Below are 19,133 nucleotides of genomic sequence, written 5' to 3'. Positions count from 1 at the left end.
TCCTCAACCGGTACCGCTCGGCGTCGGCGCGAATTCGGCATTCCGCCGTGTTCCGGTACTTCGCGGACGGTGCGGACGTGTCGTCAGGCCGGGCGGACGAAGCCGGACTCGTAGGCGGTGACCACGGCCTGGGTGCGGTCACGGGCGCCGAGCTTGCCGAGGACGCCGCTGACGTGGGTCTTGACGGTCTGCACGCCGAGGAAGAGCTCGGCGGCGATCTCCGCGTTGGACAGGCCGCGGGCCATCAGTCGCAGCACCTCGGCCTCCCGGTCGGTGAGGGCGGCTCGGGCCATCGCCTCCGCGGCCGGCCGGTTGGCGCGGCCCGCGGCGAGGCTGCGGATGGCGGCCGGGAAGAGCAGCGACTCCCCGGCCGCGGCGAGCCGGACGGCGTGCACGATCTCGGCCGGACGGGCCCGCTTGAGCAGGAACCCGTCGGCGCCGGCCCGCAGCGCCTCGTACACGTAGTCGTCGTTCTCGAAGGTGGTGAGGACGAGGATGCGCGGCGGGATGTCCGCGTCCCGGAGGATCGCGCGGGTGGCGGTGAGCCCGTCCACCTCGGGCATCCGCACGTCCATCAGGACCACGTCGGGGCGCAGCGACCGGACGAGCCCGAGGGCGGCCGCACCGTCCGCGGCCTCCCCCACCACGCGCAGGTCGCCCTGGGCCTCCAGGACGGCCCGCAGCCCGGTCCGGACGAGTTCCTCGTCGTCCACAGCAGGATGTCGATCATTCGGCCAACCGTAGTGGCAGACGGACCGTCAGCACCCAGTCGCCGTCCTCGCGGCCGGCCCCGGCCTCGCCGCCGAGCAGTGTGGCCCGCTCCCGGACGCCGCGCAGTCCGCGGCCGCCGCCGCGGGCCGGCCGCCCGCCGGCCGGGGCGGCCACCAGGGCGGTGGCGCAGCGGAGTTCGAGCCGGCCGTCCTCGATCGCGGCGCGGATCCGGATCGGTGCACCGGGGGCGTGCTTGAGGGCGTTGGTGACGCCCTCCTGGACGATCCGGTAGGCCTCGCGGGAGAGCACGCCGGTCAGCCGGGCGGCGGCCGGGTCGACGGTCGCCTCGACCGGGCTGCCGGCCGCCCGGGCGGCGTCGAAGAGGGCCGCGGCCCGGTCGAGCCCGGGCTGCTCGGCGGCGGTCTCCTCGGGGGTGTCGCGGAGCAGGAGGAGCATCCGTTCGAGGTCCTCCATGGCCTGCCGCCCGGTGGTCTCGATGGCCTCCAGGGCCTTCTCCCGGAAGGCCGGGTCGGCAACCTCCCGGGCGGCGCCCGCCTGCAGCACGGTGACGGTGAGCGCGTGCCCGATCGAGTCGTGGAGCTCCCGGGCGAGCCGGTTGCGTTCCAGCAGGCGTTCGGCGCGCAGTTCGGCGGCGACCAGCCGATCGGCCACCGACGGGCCGAGCAGCCTGACGGCGAGGGCGAGTTGGAGCCTCCCGGCGAGCACGACCAGCCACAGCAGGGCGAGGACGAGCACCGGCAGCAGCAGCGGCCCGTACGGCGGGGCGTGCAGCAGGCGGGTGCCCAGGTCCAGCGCGCGGACGGTCGCCAGGCCGACCCCGAGGCCCAGCGCGACCCGGGCGACCAACCACAGCGCCGTCCGGCCGCGGTCTGCCCAGCCCACCGAGGGGGCGGCGCCGATCGACTCCTCCCGGTCGGGCACCAGCAGCAGCCTGGCCTGCACCCCCTCGGCGCGCCGGGTGGCCGGGAGCAGCGCGGCCAGGCAGAGCAGCGCGGCATCCAGGGCGGCGCCGAGGGCCACCGTCTCCGGCAGCGACCGGCCCGGCTCGATGCCCGGGTAGACGAGCAGGACGACGCCGACGAACACCGTGCCGATCAGCAGGTGCAGCCAGCGGGCGTAGGTGGCGGCCCGGAACAGCGGGGCGAAGAAGGGTGGCACGGCGCCATCGTGCCAGGCCGGCGCGGTGGGCGGCCTCCCTCCCGGGAGGGAGGCGGTCCACTCCCGGGCGGGATCTCCCGGCGCCGCCGGCCCGGTTGGCTGGAATCATCGACCAGGGAGGTACGACGGTGATCGAGGTCAGGAACCTGACCAAGCGGTACGGCGCGACCACGGCCGTGGACGGGCTGGACTTCCGCGTGGAACCGGGCCGGGTGACCGGCTTCCTCGGCCCGAACGGGGCCGGGAAGTCCACCACGCTGCGGATGGTGCTCGGCCTGGACCGGCCGACCGCCGGCGAGGCGCTGGTGCACGGCCGGCCGTACGCCGAACTCGAGGCGCCGCTGCGCCAGGTGGGTACCCTGCTCGACGCCCACGCGGTGCACGGCGGCCGGACGGCCCGCGGCCATCTGCGCTGGCTGGCGGCGAGCAACGGGCTGCCGCGGCGCCGGATCGAGGAGGTGCTGGAGCAGGTCGGCCTCGGCGCGGTCGCGGACCGCAGGATCAAGGGCTTCTCGCTCGGCATGCGGCAGCGGCTCGGGGTGGCGGCGGCCCTGCTCGGCGACCCGCCGGTGCTGCTGCTCGACGAGCCGGTGAACGGCCTGGACCCGGAGGGCATCCGGTGGATCCGCACCCTGCTGCGCGGCCTCGCCGCGGAGGGCCGGGCGGTGCTGGTCTCCTCCCATCTGATGGCGGAGATGGCGCTCACCGCGGACCACCTGGTGGTGGTCGGCCGGGGCCGGCTGCTGGCCGACCTCACCACCGACGAGTTCCTGGCGCGGCACGGCCGTTCCAGGGTCCGGGTCCGCGCGGTCGACCCGGTCAAGCTGGCCGACCTGCTGCGCAGTTCGGGCACGGTGGCCGAGCCGGTCGAGGGCTCCGGCGGGGCCTGGGAGGTCTTCGGCACCACCTCGGAGGAGATCGGCGCGCTGGCCGCCCGGCACGGCGTCGCCCTGTACGAACTGTCAGTCCAGCAGGACTCGTTGGAGGAGGCTTTCATGCGGATGACCGCGGACGCCGTGGAGTACCGGGCGGTGGCGGCATGACCACCTCGCTCGCCCTGCGCGCCGAGTGGGCCAAGTTCACCACGCTGCGCTCCCAGTGGATCACCCCGCTGATCGCGGTGCTGCTCACCGCCGGCATCACCGCGGCGGTGCAGGCCGCGTACGGCGAGGTCGACCGTTCCATGACGGACGACCCCGCCGAGGGCATCTACTACGGCATGCTCTTCGGCCACGTCGCGGTGGTGGCGAGCGGCATCCTGCTGATCGGCCAGGAGTACGCCTCCGGCACGGTGCGGGCCTCGCTGGCGGCAGTGCCGCGGCGCGGCCGGTTCTACACCGGGAAGCTGCTGCTGGGCACCGGGGTCGGACTGGTGGTCGGCCTGCTCTCGGTGGCGGGGGCACACCTGGCGACCTCCGCCACCGTGGGCCTCGACCTCGGGCAGCCCGGCGCGGTGCGCAGCATCGTCGCCGGGGTGCTCTACCACCCGCTGCTGCTGGTCTTCTGCCTCGGCCTCACCGCGATGCTGCGCAACCTCACCGCGGCGATCGGCCTGCTGACGCCCGCGGTCTTCCTCGGCACGACCTTCCTCACCGCGGTGCCCGGGGTCCGCGAGGCGGCGTACTTCCTGCCGGACCGGGCCGGCCTGTACGCGACGCGGTACCTCACCGACCCGGCCGTCCCCTACGGGCACTGGACGGGACTGCTGGTGATGGCGCTGTGGGCGGCCGCCGCCGCCTGGGGCGGGCTGCTCTCGCTGCGGCGGAACGACGCCTGACACCGGTGGGCGTGTGTCGGTGGGCCCGACCCGGGTCCGTCGGCATACGCCCTATAGGGTGTGGCCCGTGCACCTGACTGTTCTGCCACCGCCCGCCGCCTGAGCGGGCGGCGAGGCCACGGAAGACCGTGACTCCGGGGTGAGACCCCGGGGCGGTCGGCGCTGCCCGCGGACGGGACCACGCGACCGACCTCTTCTGTGGGAGAACACCCATGTCCAACCCCTCCGCCCTGCCCGTCGGCCGGGGCCTGCTCTACATCACCTTCTCCGCGACCGCCTGGGGCACCGCCGGCGCCGCGGCCGCCCTGCTGTACGACGGCAGCGGCCTCGGCCCGCTGGCGCTGACCTTCTGGCGGTCGCTCGGCGGGGTCGTCCTGCTGCTGGCCGTCCGGGCCTGCACCGGCCTCGGCAACCGGAGCCACCGTGGCCCGCGGCGCGCCGAAGCCGCGCTGCCGTGGCGTCGCCGGGCGGTGCGGATCGCCGTCAACGGCCTCGGGCTGACCGTCTTCCAGGCCGCCTACTTCGTGGCAGTCCAGCAGACCGGGCTGGCCGTGGCCACCGTGGTGACGCTGGGCTCGGCTCCGGTGCTGATCGCGATCGGCGCCCGGCTGGCCATGGGCGAGCGGCTCGGCGGCGCGGGCGCGGTGGCGGTCGGCGGCGCACTGGCCGGCCTCGCGGTGCTGGTGCTCGGGGACGGCGGCAGCGGCGAGGTCCGGCCCGCCGGGGTGCTCTGGGCGCTGGTGTCGGCCTCCGGGTACGGCTGCATCACGCTGTACACCCGGTGGCTGGGCCGGGCCGGCGAACGGCAGAGCGCGTCGTCGACCACCCTCTGGTCGTTCGCGGTGTGCACGGTGTGCCTGCTGCCGTTCGCGCTCGCCGAAGGCGTGCTGCCGCAGGCCGAGGGCCTCGGCCGGACGGTGCTGCTGCTGGTCTACCTGGCCTCGGTGCCGACGGCGCTCGCCTACGGCCTGTACTTCGCGGGTGCCGCGGTCGTCCGGGCCACCACCGCCTCGGTGATCGCGCTGATCGAGCCGGTGAGCGCCACCGTGATCGCGGTGCTGCTGCTGGGCGAGCACCTGACCCCCGCGGCAGCTGCCGGGACGGCGGTGCTGCTGGCCTCCGTCACCGGCCTCGCCGTCGCCGAGACCCGCCCGGCAACCCGCCCCCGCCCGGCCTGAGCCGTGCGCCCCCAGGGGCTACCCCCGGCGGGTGCGTTGACGGAGGTTCAGGTGCGTTCGAGGGCGAGCAGGCGGTAGCGGGGCTGGGGGCGGGGGCGGTGCTGGTCGGGAAGGGTGGCGAGGTCCCGGCAGAGGTCGGCGGTGCGGTGCGGGCCGGCCGCGGTGGCCCAGGGGATGCGGCCGGCTTCGATCACCTGTCGCCAGTCGGCGGGGCTGCGGCCCTGGCCGGTGCCGTCGAAGGCGGTTTCGGCGGCGGGCCGGAGCCCGTACCGGGCGCCCAGTTCCAGGACCCTGCGGTGGCCGTCGGCGGGAGAACGGCCGTGGGCCTCCCGCAGGGGTGCGGTGACCCGGGCGACGTCGCTGTCGGCGCCGAAGGCGGCCTGGTTCTTGTCGACCGTGGTGATCAGGACGCCGCCCGGGCGCAAGGCACGGGCGGCGTCGGCGATCACCGGTTCGGCGTCGTCCAGCAGGTGGAGCAGCCAGACCAGCAGGACGGCGTCGACCCGGCCGGTGCCGACCGGCAGCCGGGCGGCGTCGCCGAGCACCACGCCGCCGGGCATCCGTTCCGCGGCGACGGCGGCCATCCCGCGGGAGCGGTCGACGCCGAGGACGGCCCGGCCGGGGCGGCGGAGCCGGGCGGTGACGATGCCGGTGCCGCAGGCCACGTCGAGCACGGTCGCGGCGCCGGCCGGCAACAGCCGCTCGACGGCCTCCGCGGCGGCGGCCGCCCGTTCCTCCCCGCCGCGGGTGGCGTCGTACGTCGCGGCCTCGCCGTCGTAGTCGAGCACCGCTACCGCAGGGCGGGGTGGTCGGCGACGACGGTGCAGCTGCCGGGGGCGATCTCGGTGAAGCCGGCGTCCCGGACGAGCGGCAGGCCGCTCGCGGTGAGGCCGGCCCAGGCGTCCGGGTCGGCGGTGCGGACGGCCAGGGCGAAGCCGGACTCGGCCCACTCCTTGCGCTGGGTGTCGTCCAGGCGCCACCAGGCGAGCTGGGCGGCGTGGCCGGTCTGGGCCATGGTCTTGCCGGCGCTCATCTCCAGGTCGGGGTTGAGCCAGAGCACGGGCAGGCCCTCGGCGGGTGCGGCCGGCGCCTCGGGGTCGTCCAGGTCGGTGCCGGAGACCTGGAGCTTGGCGAGCTCCTTCGGCCAGCCGTCCAGCGGGACCGGTGGGAAGACGCGGACCTCGGCGGCGGCACCGGTGACGGTGATGCCCGTCAGTTCGCCGGCCTTGCGCCACTCCGCGCCGCGGGCCCGCCGGACGACCTTGCGGATGCGGGCGTCCTCCCAGGCCGCGACGCGCTCGGCCCATTCGCCGTCGCCGTCGGTGACCCGCGGGTCGGCGAGCAGGGTCAGCACCGCCCGGGCGGAGGTCTCCAGGGCGTCGGTGCGGGCGGGCGGGTCGGCCCGCTCGATCCGGACGACCAGGGGCAGTACGTACTGCTCCTTGCTGTCGCGGTCGACGGGCTCGTCGGGGCTGCTCGGGGCGTCGAAGGGTGAACTCACCCCACCAGCATGCCAGCAGCCCCCGGGCCGTCAGCGCCGGTATCCGCGCTGGGGGTCGCGCTCCTCGGCGTCCTCGTAGCCGAGGAACCAGCCCTCGGGGTGGGTGGCGGCGAGCAGCTGGTCCGTCCGGTCGGCGGTCTCCAGGTCCGGGTCGCCCTCGTCGGGGCCGTAGACGCCGAAGAGCTCGTCGGCGCAGCCGTCCCAGTCGTAGTCGTACAGGTCGGCGGGGAGGTCGCCCATCATGTCGGCGACCGATTCGGGCTGGGCGCCGAGCAGGCTGCGGGCGTCGGCGAGGGCCATCCGCAGGGCGACCTCCTCGGCGAGGCAGCGGGGCAGCGGCCACTCGCCGAGGGAGAGGTCCTCGGCGAGGTCGTCGAAGGTGCGGGCGAGGGCGCGCCGCCAGGTGCGGTGCATGGACCAGGTGCGGCGGGGCAGCCGGGCGTAGACCGTCCAGTCGGGTTCGTCGCCCTCGGTGACGGGCTCGTCCTCGTGCTCGTCGAGGTCGTCGTAGGAGGCGTCGGCGAGGCCGATGAGCTGGGTGTGCAGGAGGCAGGCGGTGCGGGGGGTGAGCGTCCAGTCGCCGCCCTCGCCGTCCTCGCCGTCGAGCGGGAAGAGCTCGGCGAAGTCGGGGGCGAAGTCGTCGGTGACGCTGATCTCCAGGGTGCCGCCGAGCGCCTCGATGCCGGGGACGGCCGCCACCAGCCGGTCGGGGTGGAGCAGCACGCCGAGGGCGGCGTTCGGGTCGTCGGCGACCTCGCGGAGCAGCTCGGTGCGCTGCCCGGCCGGGTCGGCCCCGTCGAAGTCCAGTTCGTCGACGGCGGCCAGCGCGGCGGCACGCAGCGTCGGCCAGTCGGTGATGCGGATGCCGAGCACCACTGTCGCCTCGATCTCCTGCGCGCCGGAGTCCTCCGCCGCGCCCGGCCCCTGCGGATGATCGCTTCGCTCGCCCATGCGCCTACAGTACGGCCAGGGCGGCCCGGGAATCACCGGTGTCCGCCACCTTCTTCGGCACGGCCCGAAGCGCGCGCCGGGGTGCCGGGGCGGCGGCGGAGCGGGTGAATCCGCCGGACGGGGCCGGCGGCCGCGGCGGAGCCTGTCGGAGGACGTCGGCCGGTGCACCGGCGAGCCGGAGCGGGCGCCCGGCCCCGGGTGCCCGATGGTGGGGGCATGGGAAACATCGACGATTACGGCGGCGGGCAGCACCCGGACTCCGAGGTGCTGGTGGTGACCACCAACGACGTGCCCGGGCACCGGGTGGAGCGGGTCATCGGGGAGGTGTTCGGGCTGACGGTGCGCAGCCGGCACATCGGTTCGCAGATCGGCGCGGGGTTGAAGTCGCTGGTCGGCGGTGAGCTGAAGGGCCTGACCAAGACCCTGGTGGAGAGCCGCAACCAGGCGATGGGCCGGCTGATCGAGCAGACGAAGGCACGCGGCGGCAACGCGGTGCTGATGATGCGCTTCGACGTGTCGGAGGCTGCCGACGTGGGCACGGAGATCTGCGCGTACGGGACGGCGGCGGTGGTCGCCCCGCTCGCCTGACGCCTCGCTCCGGGCAGCTCGCAGGGAACATGGACCGCGTGCGCAATGTTCCACCGGCATGACCGTTGAAGCCGAAACGACCTGGGGTCACGAGCTGCCGCGCGAGGTGGACGTGGTGGTGATCGGCGCCGGGCAGGCCGGGCTGTCCGCCGCCCACCACCTGCGCCGGCGCGGCTTCGAGCCGTACCGGGGCTTCGTGGTGCTGGACGCGGACGAGACCCCGGGCGGCGCCTGGGCGCACCGCTCCCCCTCGCTGCGGATGGCCACCGTGCACGGCTTCCACGACCTGCCGGACTCCGCGCTGCCGGCGCCCGACCCGGACGCCCCGGCCCGCGAGGTGGTGCCGGTCTGGTTCGCCGCGTACGAGGCGGAGCACGCCCTGCCGGTGGTGCGGCCCGTCCGGGTGCGGGCGGTGCGGTCGCTGCCGGACGGCCGGCTGCAGGTGGAGACCGACCGCGGCGACTGGACGGCGCGGGCCCTGGTCAACGCCACCGGCACCTGGACGCGGCCGTTCCTGCCGCACTATCCGGGGCACTTCGCCGGCCGGCAGCTGCACTACGCGGACTACCGCGGGCCGGAGGAGTTCGCCGGGCAGAAGGTCCTGGTGGTCGGCGGCGGCGCCTCGGCGATCCAGGTGCTCTCGGAGCTCGGCCCGGTCGCGGAGACGGTGTGGGCGACCCGGCGTCCCCCGGTCTACCGGGACGGCCCGTTCACCCCGGAGGCCGGGCGGGCGGCGGTGGCGCTGGTGGAGCAGCGGGTCCGCGAGGGCCTGCCGGTGCGCAGCGTGGTGAGCGTGACCGGGCTCGGCCCGTCGGTGGCGTACCGGCGGGCCGAGGAGCTGGGCGTGCTGAACCGCCGCCCGATGTTCGACCGGCTGACCGAGCACGGCGCGGTCTGGGACGGCACCGAGGAACACCTGGACGCGATCGTCTGGGCCACCGGCTTCCGGCCCGAGATCACCCACCTGGCACCGCTGGGCCTGCGCGGCCCCGGCGGCGGCATCCGGATGGAGGGCACCCGGGCAGCCGCCGACCCCCGCATCCACCTGGTCGGCTACGGCCCCTCCGCCAGCACCGTCGGCGCCAACCGTGCCGGCCGCACGGCGGTCAACGACATCGTAGAACTGCTCGGGCCGACCGCTCAGGGGCGCGGGGAACCGCGCAGTTCGAATGCGGGCGCGGTACAGCTCACGGCTTGACCCGAACCGTCGGTGGTCTGCCCCTCAGGCGTCGAAGTCGACGGTGACCTTGTCGGTGACCGGGCGGGCCTGGCAGGTCAGGACGTAGCCGGCGGCGACCTCCTTCTCCTCCAGGGCGAAGTTGCGCCGCATCTCCACCTCGCCCTCGCAGACGAGCGCGCGGCAGGTGCCGCAGACGCCGCCCTTGCAGGCGAACGGCAGGTCGGGGCGGGAGCGCTGGGCGCCGTCCAGCACCGAGCGGTCGCGGGGCAGCGCGAGCACGCTGGAGCGGCCGTCGAGGACGACGGTGACCTCGCTGAGGTCGCCGGAGACGGGGGCATCCTCGCCGCGCTCGTACTCGGGCTCGTCCTCGGCGTGGAACAGCTCCTGGTGGACGCGGTCGGCGGGCACGCCCAGCTCGCCGAGCAGGTGCTTGGTGCCGACGACCATGCCGTACGGGCCGCAGAGCCACCAGTGGTCGACGGTGGGCACGTCGACGAGGGCGCCGAGCAGGGCCTTCGTCCGCTCCGGGTCGAGCCGGCCGCTGAGCAGTTCGGCGTCGCGGGACTCCCGCGAGAGCACGTGGACCAGCTGGAAGCGGTCGAGGTGGGTGTCCTTCAGGTCGGCGAGTTCGTCGGAGAACATCACCGTGTCGCTGCGGCGGTTGCCGTACAGCAGGGTGACCCGGGAGCCGGGGTGGGCGGCGAGCACCGAGCCGGCGATGGACAGCATCGGGGTGATGCCGGAGCCCGCGGCGACCAGCACGTGCTCGGCGGCCTCGCCGAGTTCGGGGGTGAACAGCCCGGTCGGCGGCATCACCTCGACGGCCTCGCCGACCCGCGCCTCGTGCACCAGCCAGCGGGAGAACAGGCCGCCGGGCACCTCGCGCACCGCGATCCGCAGCGACCCGCCGACCGGCGAGCAGAGCGAGTACGAGCGGCGCTCGTCGGCGCCGTCCACGATCCGGCGCAGGGTGAGCGTCTGGCCGGGTCGGAAGGCGAACTCCTCGGCGAGGCCGCCCGGCACCTCGAAGGTGACCGCGACGGCGTCCTCGCAGAGCGGTTCCAGCGCTGCGATGCGCAGCTCGTGGAAGGTCGGGCGGCGGACGGCCATCTAGATCTCCTTGATCCGGTCGAACGGCTCGCGGCAGCTGCGGCAGCGCCAGAGCGCCTTGCAGGCGGTGGAGCCGAAGCGGGAGAGCTCCTCGGTGTCGGCGGAGCCGCACTGCGGGCAGTGCACGGTGCGCCGGGTCGGGCCGAGCTGCAGCAGGCCGCCGGCGGCCGGGGGCGCGATGCCCGCCTCGGCGAGCTTGCGGCGCCCCTCGGCGCTGATCAGGTCGGTGGACCACGGCGGGTCGAGCCGCAGCCGCACCCGGACGTCGGTGTAGCCGGCCTCCCGCAGCCGGGCGTCGACGTCGGCGGCCATCTCGGCGACCGCCGGGCAGCCCGAGTAGGTCGGGGTCAGCCAGGCGGTGACGGTGTCGCCCTGCTCCTCGACCCCGGCGAGCACGCCCAGGTCGGCGAGGGTGAGCATCGGCAGTTCCGGGTCGGTGACGGCGGCGGCCGCCTCCCAGGCGCGGGTGGTCGTGGACGTCATCACCAGGTCGCCCCCGGGTGGGCGCGGGCGACGACCTGCAGCTCGGCGAGGAGCAGGCCGAGGGCCTCGGTGTGGACGCCGTCGCGCCCGGCCCGCCCGCCGACGTACGCCAGCGGGGCGGCGTCCGGAACGGTCAGGGTCGCCTCCGCGATGTCGTCGGCGAGCAGCGCCAGCACGGGCCCGCGCAGGGCGGCCGGGTCGGTGCCGAGCCGCAGCTCGACCGGGTGCGGGGTGAACAGCTCGTCGAGCAGCGGCCAGACGGCGTCGAGGCCGGCTTGCATCCGCTCGTGCGAGTACGGGGTGCCGTCGCCCAGGCGCAGCAGCCACTCCTGCGCCCACTCGCGGTGGTAGGCGAGCTCCTTGACGCCGGCCGCGGCGACCGCGGAGAGCACCGGGTCGGCGTGCTCGACGAGCCGCCGGTACAGGGCGTGCCGGGCGGTGGCGAAGACCAGGATCCGGGCGACGGTGTGCGCGAAGTCGCCGTTGGGCACCTCGACCAGCCGCACGTTGCGGAACTCGTGGTCCTCGCGCCAGTACGCGAGGTCGTCCTCGGTGCGGCCGGAGCCGTCCGCCTGGCCGGCCCGGGTGAGCAGCCGGCGGGCCTGGCCGAGCAGGTCGAGGCCGAGGTTGGCGAGGGCGACCTCCTCCTCCAGCTCCGGCGCCCGGGTGCACCACTCGATGAGGCGCTGGGCGAGCACGAGGGCGTCGTCGCCGAGCATCTGGCAGTAGGCGGCGAGGTCGGCGCCGTCCACGCCGGCCGGCAGGGCGGTGTCGACCCCCAGCAGCGGGTCGGCGAACCCGGTGCCGTACGCCCAGCGGGCCTCGCCCTCGGGCCCCGGCTCGGCCTCGCTGAGCGTCAGGTAGACGTGGTCGTCGGTCATGTCGGCATCCCCTGGTCGGACGGGCACGGGCTCAGATGTGCGGGACATCCTCGGGGATGTCGTAGAAGGTCGGGTGGCGGTAGACCTTGTCCCCGCTGGGGGCGAAGAACGGGTCCTGCTCGTCCGGGGTGGACGCGGTGATCGCCGCGGAGGGCACCACCCAGAGGCTGACGCCCTCGTTGCGGCGGGTGTAGAGGTCGCGGGCGGCGAGCAGCGCCATCCGGTCGTCGGCCGCGTGCAGCGAGCCCACGTGGACGTGGTTCAGGCCGCGCCGCGGGCGGACGAACACCTCGTAGAGCGGCCAGCCGGCCCGGTTCGCGTTCACTGTGCGCTCCGCTTCTTCTCCGCGTACGCCAGGGCCGCCTCGCGGACCCAGGCGCCGTCCTCGTGGGCGGCCCTGCGGCGCTCGACGCGCTGCGTGTTGCACGGGCCCTGCCCGGTGATCACCTTCTTGAGCTCCGACCAGTCGGGCTCGCCGAAGTCCCAGCTGCCCCGCTCCTCGTTCCAGCTCAGCGCCGGGTCCGGGAGGGTGACGCCGAGGTGCTCGGCCTGCGGCACGGTCATGTCGACGAAGCGCTGGCGCAGGTCGTCGTTGGAGTGCCGCTTGATCCGCCAGGCCATCGACCGTGCGCTGTTCGGCGAGTCGTCGTCCGGCGGGCCGAACATCATCAGCGACGGCCACCACCAGCGGTCCACCGCGTCCTGCACCATCCGGCGCTGGGCGTCGGTGCCGGCCATCAGCGTCATCAGCAGCTCGTAGCCCTGCCGCTGGTGGAAGGACTCCTCCTTGCAGATCCGCACCATCGCCCGGGCGTACGGGCCGTAGGAGCAGCGGCACAGCGGCACCTGGTTGCAGATCGCCGCGCCGTCCACCAGCCAGCCGATCACGCCGACGTCGGCGAAGGTCAGCGTCGGGTAGTTGAAGATCGAGGAGTACTTCTGCCGGCCGCTGATCAGCTTCTCGGTGAGCTCGGCCCGGTCGACGCCGAGGGTCTCCGCCGCCGCGTACAGGTACAGGCCGTGCCCGGCCTCGTCCTGCGCCTTGGCCAGCAGGATCGCCTTGCGGCGCAGCGAGGGGGCCCTGGTGAGCCAGTTGCCCTCCGGCTGCATGCCGATGATCTCCGAATGCGCGTGCTGCGCGATCTGGCGGACCAGGGTCGCCCGGTAGGCGTCCGGCATCCAGTCCCGCGGCTCGATCCGCTGCTCGGCGGCCACCACCGCGTCGAAGCGCCCTTCCAGGGCCGCCTCGCTCAGCTCTGTTGCCGTCACTCAACCCACCTCCCGACTGACCGTTCGGTCGGTCCCATTCTGTACGCCGACCCGCCGCCCTGACAAGGCACAGCCAAGGTGACGAAGGGGACGGGGGATAAACCGCGCCACAAGGGGGGTGCCGGGGCGCGGCGCCGGGGGCCGGGACGGCGGCGAGGGAGGAGGGTGGGAGGCACGGGTCCCGGCGGCGGGCGCGAGGTTCCGGGCCCGGGGTGGCCGGTCCGGGCGGGGTGGCCGCCCGGACCGGTCCCGGGCCCGGGTCAGGCGCGGTCGCGCAGGCGGGGCAGCGGTACGGCGAGGAGCGCCGCCAGCAGGGCGATCCGCGGGGCGAACTGGTCGACCACCACGTGCTCGTGGCGGGCGTGCGGGCCTCGGCCGACGGCGCCGAGGCCGTCGAGGGTGGGCAGGCCGCGGGCTCCGGCCAGGTTGGTGTCGCCGGCCCCGCCCGCAGGAGCGCCGTCGAGCTGTTGCCCGAGTGCGGCGGCGAGCGAACGGACGTGCCGCAGCAACGGGTTGGCGGACCGCTCGGGCCAGGCCGGACGGCTGGAGAGCACCTCCGTGCAGACCTTGGCGCCGGGCCGCAGGGCGGTGAGGTGGGCGAGGGTGTCGAGGGCGCGGCGCTGCGCCTCGGCAGTGGAGAAGCGCAGGCCGAGTTCGGCCTCCGCGCGGCCGGCGACCACGTTGGCGCGGGTGCCGCCGGTGATCCGGCCGGTGTTGAGCTCGGTGCCGGGCTGCCGACCGAGGCCGCGGACGGCCACCAGCTGGTCGACCAGCTCGTCCACCGCGGAGACGCCCTCGGTGGCGTTGTTGCCGGCGTGTGCCTCCCGCCCGGTGACGCTGAGCAGGACGCGGGTGGAGCCGCGCCTGGCGGTCTTGAGCCGACCGTCGGGGTGCGGCGGTTCCAGGCCCAGGACGGCTGCGGCGCCGGGGAGTTGGCGTTCGACGACGCGTCGTCCGTCCGGGCTGCCGACCTCCTCGTCGGCGACCACCACGAGCCGGACCGGCCGGTGCGGGCGCTGGCCGAGGTCGGCGAGGAGGGCCATGGCGCCCTCCAGCAGGGCGAGTCCGGCCTTCATGTCGAGGACGCCGGGGCCGCTGAGCCGCCCGTCGCGCTCCTCGACCGGCCAGTCGGCGAGGGTGCCGACGGGCCAGACGGTGTCGTGGTGCCCGACGACGAGCAGGTGCGGCAGGGACTCGTCCCGGCCGGGCCATTCGAGTACCAGGTGGTCGCCGGCCGGGCCGCTCTCGCGGCGGGATCCGGCACCGGTGGCGCGGAAGCCGGCCGACAGTTCCTCGGCGAGGGCGTCGAGTCTGGGTGCGTCGCCGGTGGGCGACTCCATGGCGGCAAGGGCGGCGCAGCGGCGGCGTACGGCGCCGGCGAGGGTGCGGGCCCGGGTGGTGAGCGCCTGCGGGAGGCCCGGCAGGGCGGGCAGTCCGGGGGCGGCGGCGGTGCCGCTCGGCGGGGTGCCCGGGGAGGGGTCGGCTGCCGGGTCGGCGGTGCCGGTGGGGGCGGGCCCGGCCACGGGCGCGGGGCGGGCCGCGGTATTCGCGGGTTCGCCGTCGGCGGCGCGGTCGGCCGCGGGTTGTCCGGCCGCGGCTCCGGCCGGTGCGCTTCCCGGCTCGACCGGGAGGACGGTATGCGGGCTCACCTCGCACCTCCACAACCCGTGGCGGTCCGGGCGGCCGGCCGGGGTTGTGGCGGTTGTTGCGGACTGCAGGCTGCTGCCGGGTCGGGCATCCGGCTGGGTGACGGCCGATGGTGCAACCTCGGACTGGGTGACACGTCGTCCTCCTCGCTCGCTCCGGCGGCCCCGGTCGTCCGGGGCCGGTGGACGGCACCCCCGGTGCGCGGTGCGGCCGGGCACCGGCCGCCGGGGAGGCCCGGACGTGAGCCTAGAAGACCGGTTCGTCTCCGTGCGAGGTGGCCCGGCGGCCCGCGCCCCGCAGGCGAACGGGGTTCGCGCGTCCCGCCTCCCACGATGGACCTGCGGCGACGCTTCGGCAGAACGAACCGCCTGCGGACGGGCGATCCACGTCCGACGGGTGACGGCCGATCAGCCTTTGGTATCGGTCATACCTCTGTTCCCCACCTCCCGCCCGCATTGGATGACAGAAATTGAAATCTGTCATCCGACATGCCATAGTCGAATCACGGAGCCTTCCGTCCGCAGACACCAGGGAGACCGCCATGCCCGCCACCACCGCACGCCCCGCCCGCACCACCCTCGGCACCACCGGGCCGGAGACCTCCGCCCTCGGCCTCGGCCTGATGGGCATGTCCGACCTGTACGGGCCCGCCGACGAGGCCGAGTCGATCGCCACCGTCCGCGCGGCCGTCGACGCCGGCGTCACCCTGCTCGACACCGGCGACTTCTACGGCATGGGCCACAACGAGCTCCTGCTGCACGACGCCCTGCGCGGCCGCGACCGCGAATCCGTGCAGATCAGCGTGAAGTTCGGCGCCCAGCGCGGCCCCGACAACAGCTGGCTCGGCTACGACGCCGGCCCGGCCGCCACCAAGACCGCCCTCGCCTACTCACTGCGCCGGCTGCGCACCGACTACATCGACGTCTACCGCCCCGCCCGCCTCGACCCGGACGTCCCGATCGAGGAGACCGTCGGCGCCATCGCCGAGCTGGTGAAGGCCGGGTACGTCCGGCACATAGGCCTCTCCGAGGTCGGCGCCGACACCCTGCGCCGGGCCGCCGCCGTGCACCCGATCAGCGACCTGCAGATCGAGTACTCGCTGATCTCCCGCTCACTGGAGGCCGACGTCCTGCCCACCGCCCGCGAGCTGGGCATCGGCATCACCGCGTACGGCGTGCTCTCGCGCGGGCTGCTCAGCGGCCACTGGAGCGCCGAACGGGAGATCGGCGCAACCGACTTCCGCGGCTTCAGCCCGCGCTTCCAGGGCGACAACCTGACCCGCAACCTGGCCCTGGTCGAGGCGCTGCGCTCGGTCGCGGAGGCGAAGGGCGCCACCGTCGCGCAGACCGCCATCGCCTGGGTCGCCTCGCGCGGCGCGGACATCGTGCCGCTGGTCGGCGCCCGCCGCCGCGACCGCCTCGCCGAGGCGCTCGGCTCGCTGGAGATCACCCTCACCGCGGAGGACCTCGCCGCCGTCGAGGCCGCCGTGCCCGAGGGTTCGGCCGCCGGCGACAGGTACGCTGCGGCACAGATGGCGCTCCTCGACAGCGAGCGCTGAGCAGCCGCCGCCGAACGACCCGAAGGACGCCTCCCCGTGGCCACGGACAACGCACTCACCGCCGAGCAGATCCTGAGCGCGGCGGAGGACGTCCTGCGGCGGTTCGGCCCGGCGAAGGCCACCGTGGTCGACATCGCCCGCGCCCTCGGCGTCAGCCACGGCAGCGTGTACCGGCACTTCCCCAGCAAGGCGGCGCTGCGCGAGGCCGTCACCCAGCGCTGGCTGGACCGCGCGCACGACGAACTCGCCGCGATCGCCGCCGAACCGGGCCCGGCGGCCGAGCGGCTGCACCGCTGGCTGGCCACGCTGTTCGCCGCCAAGCGGCAGAAGGCGCTGGAGGACCCGGAGATGTTCGCCACCTACATGGCGCTGGTCGGCGAGGTCAGCACCACCGTGGAGGCGCACATCGAGACCCTGGTCGCCCAGATCCGGGCGATCGTCGAGGACGGCGTCCGCCGGGGCGAGTTCCGCGACACCCCGGCCGGGCCGGTGGCCCGCTCGGTGTTCCTGGCCACCGCACACTTCCACGACCCCGCCCACGCCGCCGAGTGGTCCCGCCCGACGGCGGAGGCCGACTTCGAGGCGCTCTGGTCGCTGCTCCTGGAGGGCCTGCGCGGCCGCTGACGGCGCCCGGCACCGCGTGCCGCGGCCCGCCGCCCGCGGAAATCCGCTCGCCCGCCCGGCCCTCCGGCCGCGAGAATGCCGATCACGGTCATTCTCACCCGGAGGACAACATGCGCGCACCGGCCCCCGCCCTGGACAGCCTGCAGGGCCTCGCCCTCGGCGACGCCTTCGGCGACCGCTGGTTCTCCCCGCGCGTCGACGAGGCCGCCGCCGAGCAGGCCGCCCGCATCCCCCGCCCCGGGCCGTGGAAGTGGACGGACGACACCGCCATGGCCCTGGTCCTCCTCCGGCACCTCGGCCGCCACGGCGAGGTCCACCAGGACGGGCTCGCCCGCGAGTTCGCCGCCGCCTACACCGCCGCGCCGCACCGCAAGTACGGGCCGTCGATGCACCAGGTGATGCGGGCCGTCCAGGCGGGCGCCAACTGGCGGTCCGTCACCACCGCGATGTTCGGCGGCCAGGGCTCGCACGGGAACGGCGCCGCGATGCGGGTCGCCCCGCTCGGCGCCTGGTTCGCCGAGGACCTCGCCGTCGTCGCCGAGCAGGCCGGGCTCTCCGCGCGGACCACCCACAGCCACCCGGAGGCCGAGGCCGGCGCGGTCGCGGTGGCGGTCGCCGCCCGCAGCCGGGGCTCGGCCCCACCCGGCCGGGCCGAGTTCCTCCAGGAGGTCGCCGGGCACCTGCCGGAGAGCGACGTCCGGTCCGGCCTGCGCACGGCCGCCCGCTTCCCGGCCGGCACCACCGTCCGGCACGCGGCCGTCGTGCTCGGCTCCGGCGCCGGCCTCTCCGCCCAGGACACCGTGCCGTTCGCCCTGTGGTCGGCCGCCGGCGCGCTCGACTCCCTCCCCGACGCCCTCTGGGAGACCCTCGGCGGCTGGGGCGACATGGACACCACCTGCGCCATCGCCGCCGGCGTGGTCGCCGCCCGCACCGGCCTCTCCGGCGTCCCCGCCACCTGGCTCGCCGCCCGCGAGGACCTGCCCGACTGGGTCACCGCCTGATCCGGAGCCTCCACGGGCACTCGGACGGTCCGCACTTGGTTGATCCATCGCCGGGTCCGGCGACGACGCCCGGCCCCGCGAAGGGCGCCGGTCACCGATAGGCGGCGTACTCCAGGCGCCGTCCCCAGCGCGGCCAGAGGGGCAGCGGCAGGCACCCCACCGGCGCCTGCCCGCTGCTCCGCCTCTCACAGGTGCCGTCGGCCAGGAACACCGTCACCTCCGCCCGGCCCGGCGCGAGGACGGCACGGACCCGGCCGGCCGCCACGCTCCGGACGACCTCCGCCAGGAAGTCCAAGTCCTCGGCGGTCGGCTGCAGCTCCCAGGAGACACCGCGGACATCCACCCCGAGGACGATGCCCCCGCAGTGGCTCCACCAGAACCCCAGCGCGTCCCGCCGGCGCGGCTCGACCGCGACCTGCCGGCACCCGTCCTCCCCCGATTCACGCACGGTGAAGCTGCCCGCCGCCGTCTCGCCCAGACTGTCGAGCACGGCCCGCAGCCTGCGGTCCACCTCGGAGAATTCGGTCCCGGTCACCGCAAGAGGCTAGTGCCTCGGCCCGGCCACGCCTGAGGGCTGTTTCCGGTCCGGGGCGGCGGTGGTCGTGTGCCTGCTGGAAAGATCGCGTCCCATGACGTCCGTTCCCTGGAGCACTCACGCCGTCGAGCTTCGGCCGGACAGTGTGACCAAGAGGTTCCGGCGCGAGAGCCGCGGAGCGTGCGAGCGCGAGTGGCGTGCACTGACGCTGCTCGCCGCCCACGCACCGGGCCTGGCCCCCGTCCCGCTGAGCGCCGGCCTTGCGGCGGCGGAGCTGGTGGTGGTGATGTCGCGCCTGCCGGGTGAGGCCCTGCGGGGGAAGCCGCTCGGTGATCAGCAGTTGCGGGCTCTGGCAGCGGCAGCGAGCGAGCTGTACACGGCCGTGCCCGCAGAGGTCCTGGCCGAGGTCCCTCCCCGGCCCGGCCGACAGTATCAACTCGTCGCCCGGATCAGCGCCTGGGCGCCGCAGGCCCGCCCGCACGTCGGCCGGGCGGTGGCGGCGGCTATGGACCGCGGCCTCGACTGGCTGGCCCGTTCGGGCATGGACGGGGCCGACCGGCCGGACGTCCCCGTGGTTTTCGGCCCCGGGGACGGCAATCTCGCCAACTATCTCTGGGACGGCAGTCGTGTGCGGGTCGTCGACTTCGAGGACTCCGGACTCAGCGACCGCCCCTTCGAACTGGCGGAGATCACGGAGCACGTGGCCGCCTGGGTCGGTCCGCCCCTCGACGCGGAGGCCTTCCTCGGCCTGTTCGACCTGACTGCCGCCGAACGCGTGCGGCTGACGGAATGCCGCAGGCTGCTGGCGCTCGTGTGGCTGTTCCTCCTGTCCTTCGACGACCCCCGGAATCCGCGCAACCCGCCGGGAACGGCCGAGCGGCAGGCCGCCCGGCTGTCCGCACTTCTCACCTGAGGCCGAAGGGCTTGTGCGCCCGGGCCGGCAGGTTGTGGTCGGCCCGG

Annotated in this window: 21 protein-coding genes; 9 read left to right on the top strand and 12 right to left on the bottom strand. The window is 75.3% G+C overall.

Going from position 1 to position 19,133, the window contains the following annotated elements; all coding sequences use genetic code 11:
* Positions 1-83 precede the first annotated feature (83 nt).
* On the bottom strand, positions 84-713 hold the full coding sequence (locus tag ACQ614_RS28275) for a response regulator (RefSeq protein WP_431681612.1): 630 nt from the start codon (positions 711-713) through the stop codon (positions 84-86).
* A gap of 13 nt (positions 714-726) precedes the next feature.
* Positions 727-1,890, bottom strand: a complete 1,164-nt coding sequence (locus tag ACQ614_RS28270) for a sensor histidine kinase (RefSeq protein ID WP_431681611.1) — start codon at positions 1,888-1,890, stop codon at positions 727-729.
* Positions 1,891-2,018: 128 nt separating this feature from the next.
* Here ACQ614_RS28270 and ACQ614_RS28265 point away from each other — a divergent pair, with 128 nt between their 5' ends.
* The 3 genes from ACQ614_RS28265 to ACQ614_RS28255 all read left to right on the top strand — a co-directional run bounded on the left by ACQ614_RS28265 (position 2,019) and on the right by ACQ614_RS28255 (position 4,845).
* Positions 2,019-2,933 carry an ABC transporter ATP-binding protein gene (locus ACQ614_RS28265; protein WP_431681610.1) on the top strand — a complete coding sequence of 305 codons (915 nt, stop codon included), beginning with the start codon at positions 2,019-2,021 and terminating at the stop codon, positions 2,931-2,933.
* Positions 2,930-3,667 carry a hypothetical protein gene (locus tag ACQ614_RS28260; protein ID WP_431681609.1) on the top strand — a complete coding sequence of 246 codons (738 nt, stop codon included), beginning with the start codon at positions 2,930-2,932 and terminating at the stop codon, positions 3,665-3,667. Before ACQ614_RS28265 ends, ACQ614_RS28260 begins: the two co-directional genes overlap by 4 nt.
* A 212-nt stretch (positions 3,668-3,879) precedes the next feature.
* On the top strand, positions 3,880-4,845 hold the full coding sequence (locus ACQ614_RS28255) for a DMT family transporter (protein WP_431681608.1): 966 nt from the start codon (positions 3,880-3,882) through the stop codon (positions 4,843-4,845).
* Positions 4,846-4,892: 47 nt separating this feature from the next.
* On the opposite strand, the gene ACQ614_RS28250 is transcribed toward ACQ614_RS28255, so the two are convergent.
* Genes ACQ614_RS28250 through ACQ614_RS28240 form a run of 3 tightly spaced genes read right to left on the bottom strand, consistent with a single transcriptional unit; the run spans position 4,893 to position 7,297 of the window.
* Positions 4,893-5,633, bottom strand: coding sequence for a class I SAM-dependent methyltransferase (locus ACQ614_RS28250; protein WP_431681607.1), 741 nt, complete (start codon positions 5,631-5,633; stop codon positions 4,893-4,895).
* A 2-nt stretch (positions 5,634-5,635) separates the two neighbouring features.
* Positions 5,636-6,346: an aminoacyl-tRNA hydrolase gene (locus ACQ614_RS28245; protein ID WP_431681606.1), complete on the bottom strand. Its 711-nt coding sequence runs from the start codon at positions 6,344-6,346 to the stop codon at positions 5,636-5,638.
* Between the two features lie 30 nt (positions 6,347-6,376).
* Positions 6,377-7,297 (bottom strand): hypothetical protein, encoded by a 921-nt coding sequence (locus tag ACQ614_RS28240; protein WP_431681605.1) that lies wholly within the window; start codon positions 7,295-7,297, stop codon positions 6,377-6,379.
* 216 nt (positions 7,298-7,513) lie between these two features.
* Between ACQ614_RS28240 and ACQ614_RS28235 the strand changes: the two genes are divergently transcribed.
* Together ACQ614_RS28235 and ACQ614_RS28230 are read left to right on the top strand one after the other, a co-directional pair.
* Positions 7,514-7,885, top strand: coding sequence for a YbjQ family protein (locus tag ACQ614_RS28235; RefSeq protein WP_431681603.1), 372 nt, complete (start codon positions 7,514-7,516; stop codon positions 7,883-7,885).
* Positions 7,886-7,943: 58 nt separating this feature from the next.
* On the top strand, positions 7,944-9,083 hold the full coding sequence (locus ACQ614_RS28230) for an FAD-dependent oxidoreductase (protein ID WP_431681602.1): 1,140 nt from the start codon (positions 7,944-7,946) through the stop codon (positions 9,081-9,083).
* 24 nt (positions 9,084-9,107) lie between these two features.
* Here ACQ614_RS28230 and paaE read toward each other — a convergent pair whose 3' ends face one another.
* The 6 genes from paaE to ACQ614_RS28200 form a co-directional block, all read right to left on the bottom strand.
* Positions 9,108-10,175 carry a 1,2-phenylacetyl-CoA epoxidase subunit PaaE gene (gene paaE / locus ACQ614_RS28225; protein ID WP_431681601.1) on the bottom strand — a complete coding sequence of 356 codons (1,068 nt, stop codon included), beginning with the start codon at positions 10,173-10,175 and terminating at the stop codon, positions 9,108-9,110.
* Complete coding sequence (gene paaD, locus ACQ614_RS28220) at positions 10,176-10,658, bottom strand: 1,2-phenylacetyl-CoA epoxidase subunit PaaD (protein ID WP_431681600.1); 483 nt, start codon at positions 10,656-10,658, stop codon at positions 10,176-10,178.
* Positions 10,658-11,539 (bottom strand): 1,2-phenylacetyl-CoA epoxidase subunit PaaC, encoded by an 882-nt coding sequence (paaC, locus tag ACQ614_RS28215; protein ID WP_431681598.1) that lies wholly within the window; start codon positions 11,537-11,539, stop codon positions 10,658-10,660. The genes paaD and paaC overlap by 1 nt, the downstream gene beginning before the upstream one ends.
* Positions 11,540-11,570: 31 nt before the next feature.
* Positions 11,571-11,864, bottom strand: a complete 294-nt coding sequence (gene paaB, locus ACQ614_RS28210; RefSeq protein WP_030265759.1) for a 1,2-phenylacetyl-CoA epoxidase subunit PaaB — start codon at positions 11,862-11,864, stop codon at positions 11,571-11,573.
* Positions 11,861-12,808, bottom strand: coding sequence for a 1,2-phenylacetyl-CoA epoxidase subunit PaaA (gene paaA, locus ACQ614_RS28205; RefSeq protein ID WP_431681596.1), 948 nt, complete (start codon positions 12,806-12,808; stop codon positions 11,861-11,863). Before paaA ends, paaB begins: the two co-directional genes overlap by 4 nt.
* A 260-nt stretch (positions 12,809-13,068) precedes the next feature.
* Complete coding sequence (locus tag ACQ614_RS28200; protein ID WP_431681595.1) at positions 13,069-14,457, bottom strand: M20 family metallopeptidase; 1,389 nt, start codon at positions 14,455-14,457, stop codon at positions 13,069-13,071.
* Between the two features lie 539 nt (positions 14,458-14,996).
* Here ACQ614_RS28200 and ACQ614_RS28195 point away from each other — a divergent pair.
* The 3 genes from ACQ614_RS28195 to ACQ614_RS28185 all read left to right on the top strand — a co-directional run bounded on the left by ACQ614_RS28195 (position 14,997) and on the right by ACQ614_RS28185 (position 17,638).
* Entirely contained in the window at positions 14,997-16,013 is a 1,017-nt protein-coding gene (locus ACQ614_RS28195) for an aldo/keto reductase (protein ID WP_431681594.1), read from the top strand.
* Between the two features lie 36 nt (positions 16,014-16,049).
* Positions 16,050-16,637 carry a TetR family transcriptional regulator gene (locus ACQ614_RS28190; protein ID WP_431681593.1) on the top strand — a complete coding sequence of 196 codons (588 nt, stop codon included), beginning with the start codon at positions 16,050-16,052 and terminating at the stop codon, positions 16,635-16,637.
* 110 nt (positions 16,638-16,747) lie between these two features.
* Positions 16,748-17,638 carry an ADP-ribosylglycohydrolase family protein gene (locus ACQ614_RS28185; protein ID WP_431681592.1) on the top strand — a complete coding sequence of 297 codons (891 nt, stop codon included), beginning with the start codon at positions 16,748-16,750 and terminating at the stop codon, positions 17,636-17,638.
* Between the two features lie 91 nt (positions 17,639-17,729).
* Here the strand turns inward: ACQ614_RS28185 and ACQ614_RS28180 are convergent, their stop codons facing one another.
* Positions 17,730-18,173, bottom strand: a complete 444-nt coding sequence (locus tag ACQ614_RS28180; RefSeq protein WP_431681591.1) for a hypothetical protein — start codon at positions 18,171-18,173, stop codon at positions 17,730-17,732.
* A gap of 67 nt (positions 18,174-18,240) precedes the next feature.
* Between ACQ614_RS28180 and ACQ614_RS28175 the strand changes: the two genes are divergently transcribed.
* Positions 18,241-19,086 (top strand): phosphotransferase family protein, encoded by an 846-nt coding sequence (locus ACQ614_RS28175; protein WP_431681590.1) that lies wholly within the window; start codon positions 18,241-18,243, stop codon positions 19,084-19,086.
* Positions 19,087-19,133 lie beyond the last annotated feature (47 nt).

The organism is Kitasatospora dryopteridis (genome assembly GCF_050749075.1).
Classification (GTDB): domain Bacteria; phylum Actinomycetota; class Actinomycetes; order Streptomycetales; family Streptomycetaceae; genus Kitasatospora.
The sequence above is the reverse complement of the archived record's forward strand: the minus strand, read 5'-3'. Positions and strand labels throughout refer to the sequence as shown.

Coding starts and splice junctions, on each gene's coding strand:
- ACQ614_RS28260 (WP_431681609.1), top strand. CDS start 2,930: ATGACCACCTCGCTCGCCCTGCGCGCCGAGTGGGCCAAGTTCACCACG.
- ACQ614_RS28255 (WP_431681608.1), top strand. CDS start 3,880: ATGTCCAACCCCTCCGCCCTGCCCGTCGGCCGGGGCCTGCTCTACATC.
- ACQ614_RS28240 (WP_431681605.1), bottom strand. CDS start 7,297: ATGGGCGAGCGAAGCGATCATCCGCAGGGGCCGGGCGCGGCGGAGGAC.
- ACQ614_RS28235 (WP_431681603.1), top strand. CDS start 7,514: ATGGGAAACATCGACGATTACGGCGGCGGGCAGCACCCGGACTCCGAG.
- ACQ614_RS28230 (WP_431681602.1), top strand. CDS start 7,944: ATGACCGTTGAAGCCGAAACGACCTGGGGTCACGAGCTGCCGCGCGAG.
- paaE (WP_431681601.1), bottom strand. CDS start 10,175: ATGGCCGTCCGCCGCCCGACCTTCCACGAGCTGCGCATCGCAGCGCTG.
- paaD (WP_431681600.1), bottom strand. CDS start 10,658: ATGACGTCCACGACCACCCGCGCCTGGGAGGCGGCCGCCGCCGTCACC.
- paaC (WP_431681598.1), bottom strand. CDS start 11,539: ATGACCGACGACCACGTCTACCTGACGCTCAGCGAGGCCGAGCCGGGG.
- ACQ614_RS28195 (WP_431681594.1), top strand. CDS start 14,997: ATGCCCGCCACCACCGCACGCCCCGCCCGCACCACCCTCGGCACCACC.
- ACQ614_RS28185 (WP_431681592.1), top strand. CDS start 16,748: ATGCGCGCACCGGCCCCCGCCCTGGACAGCCTGCAGGGCCTCGCCCTC.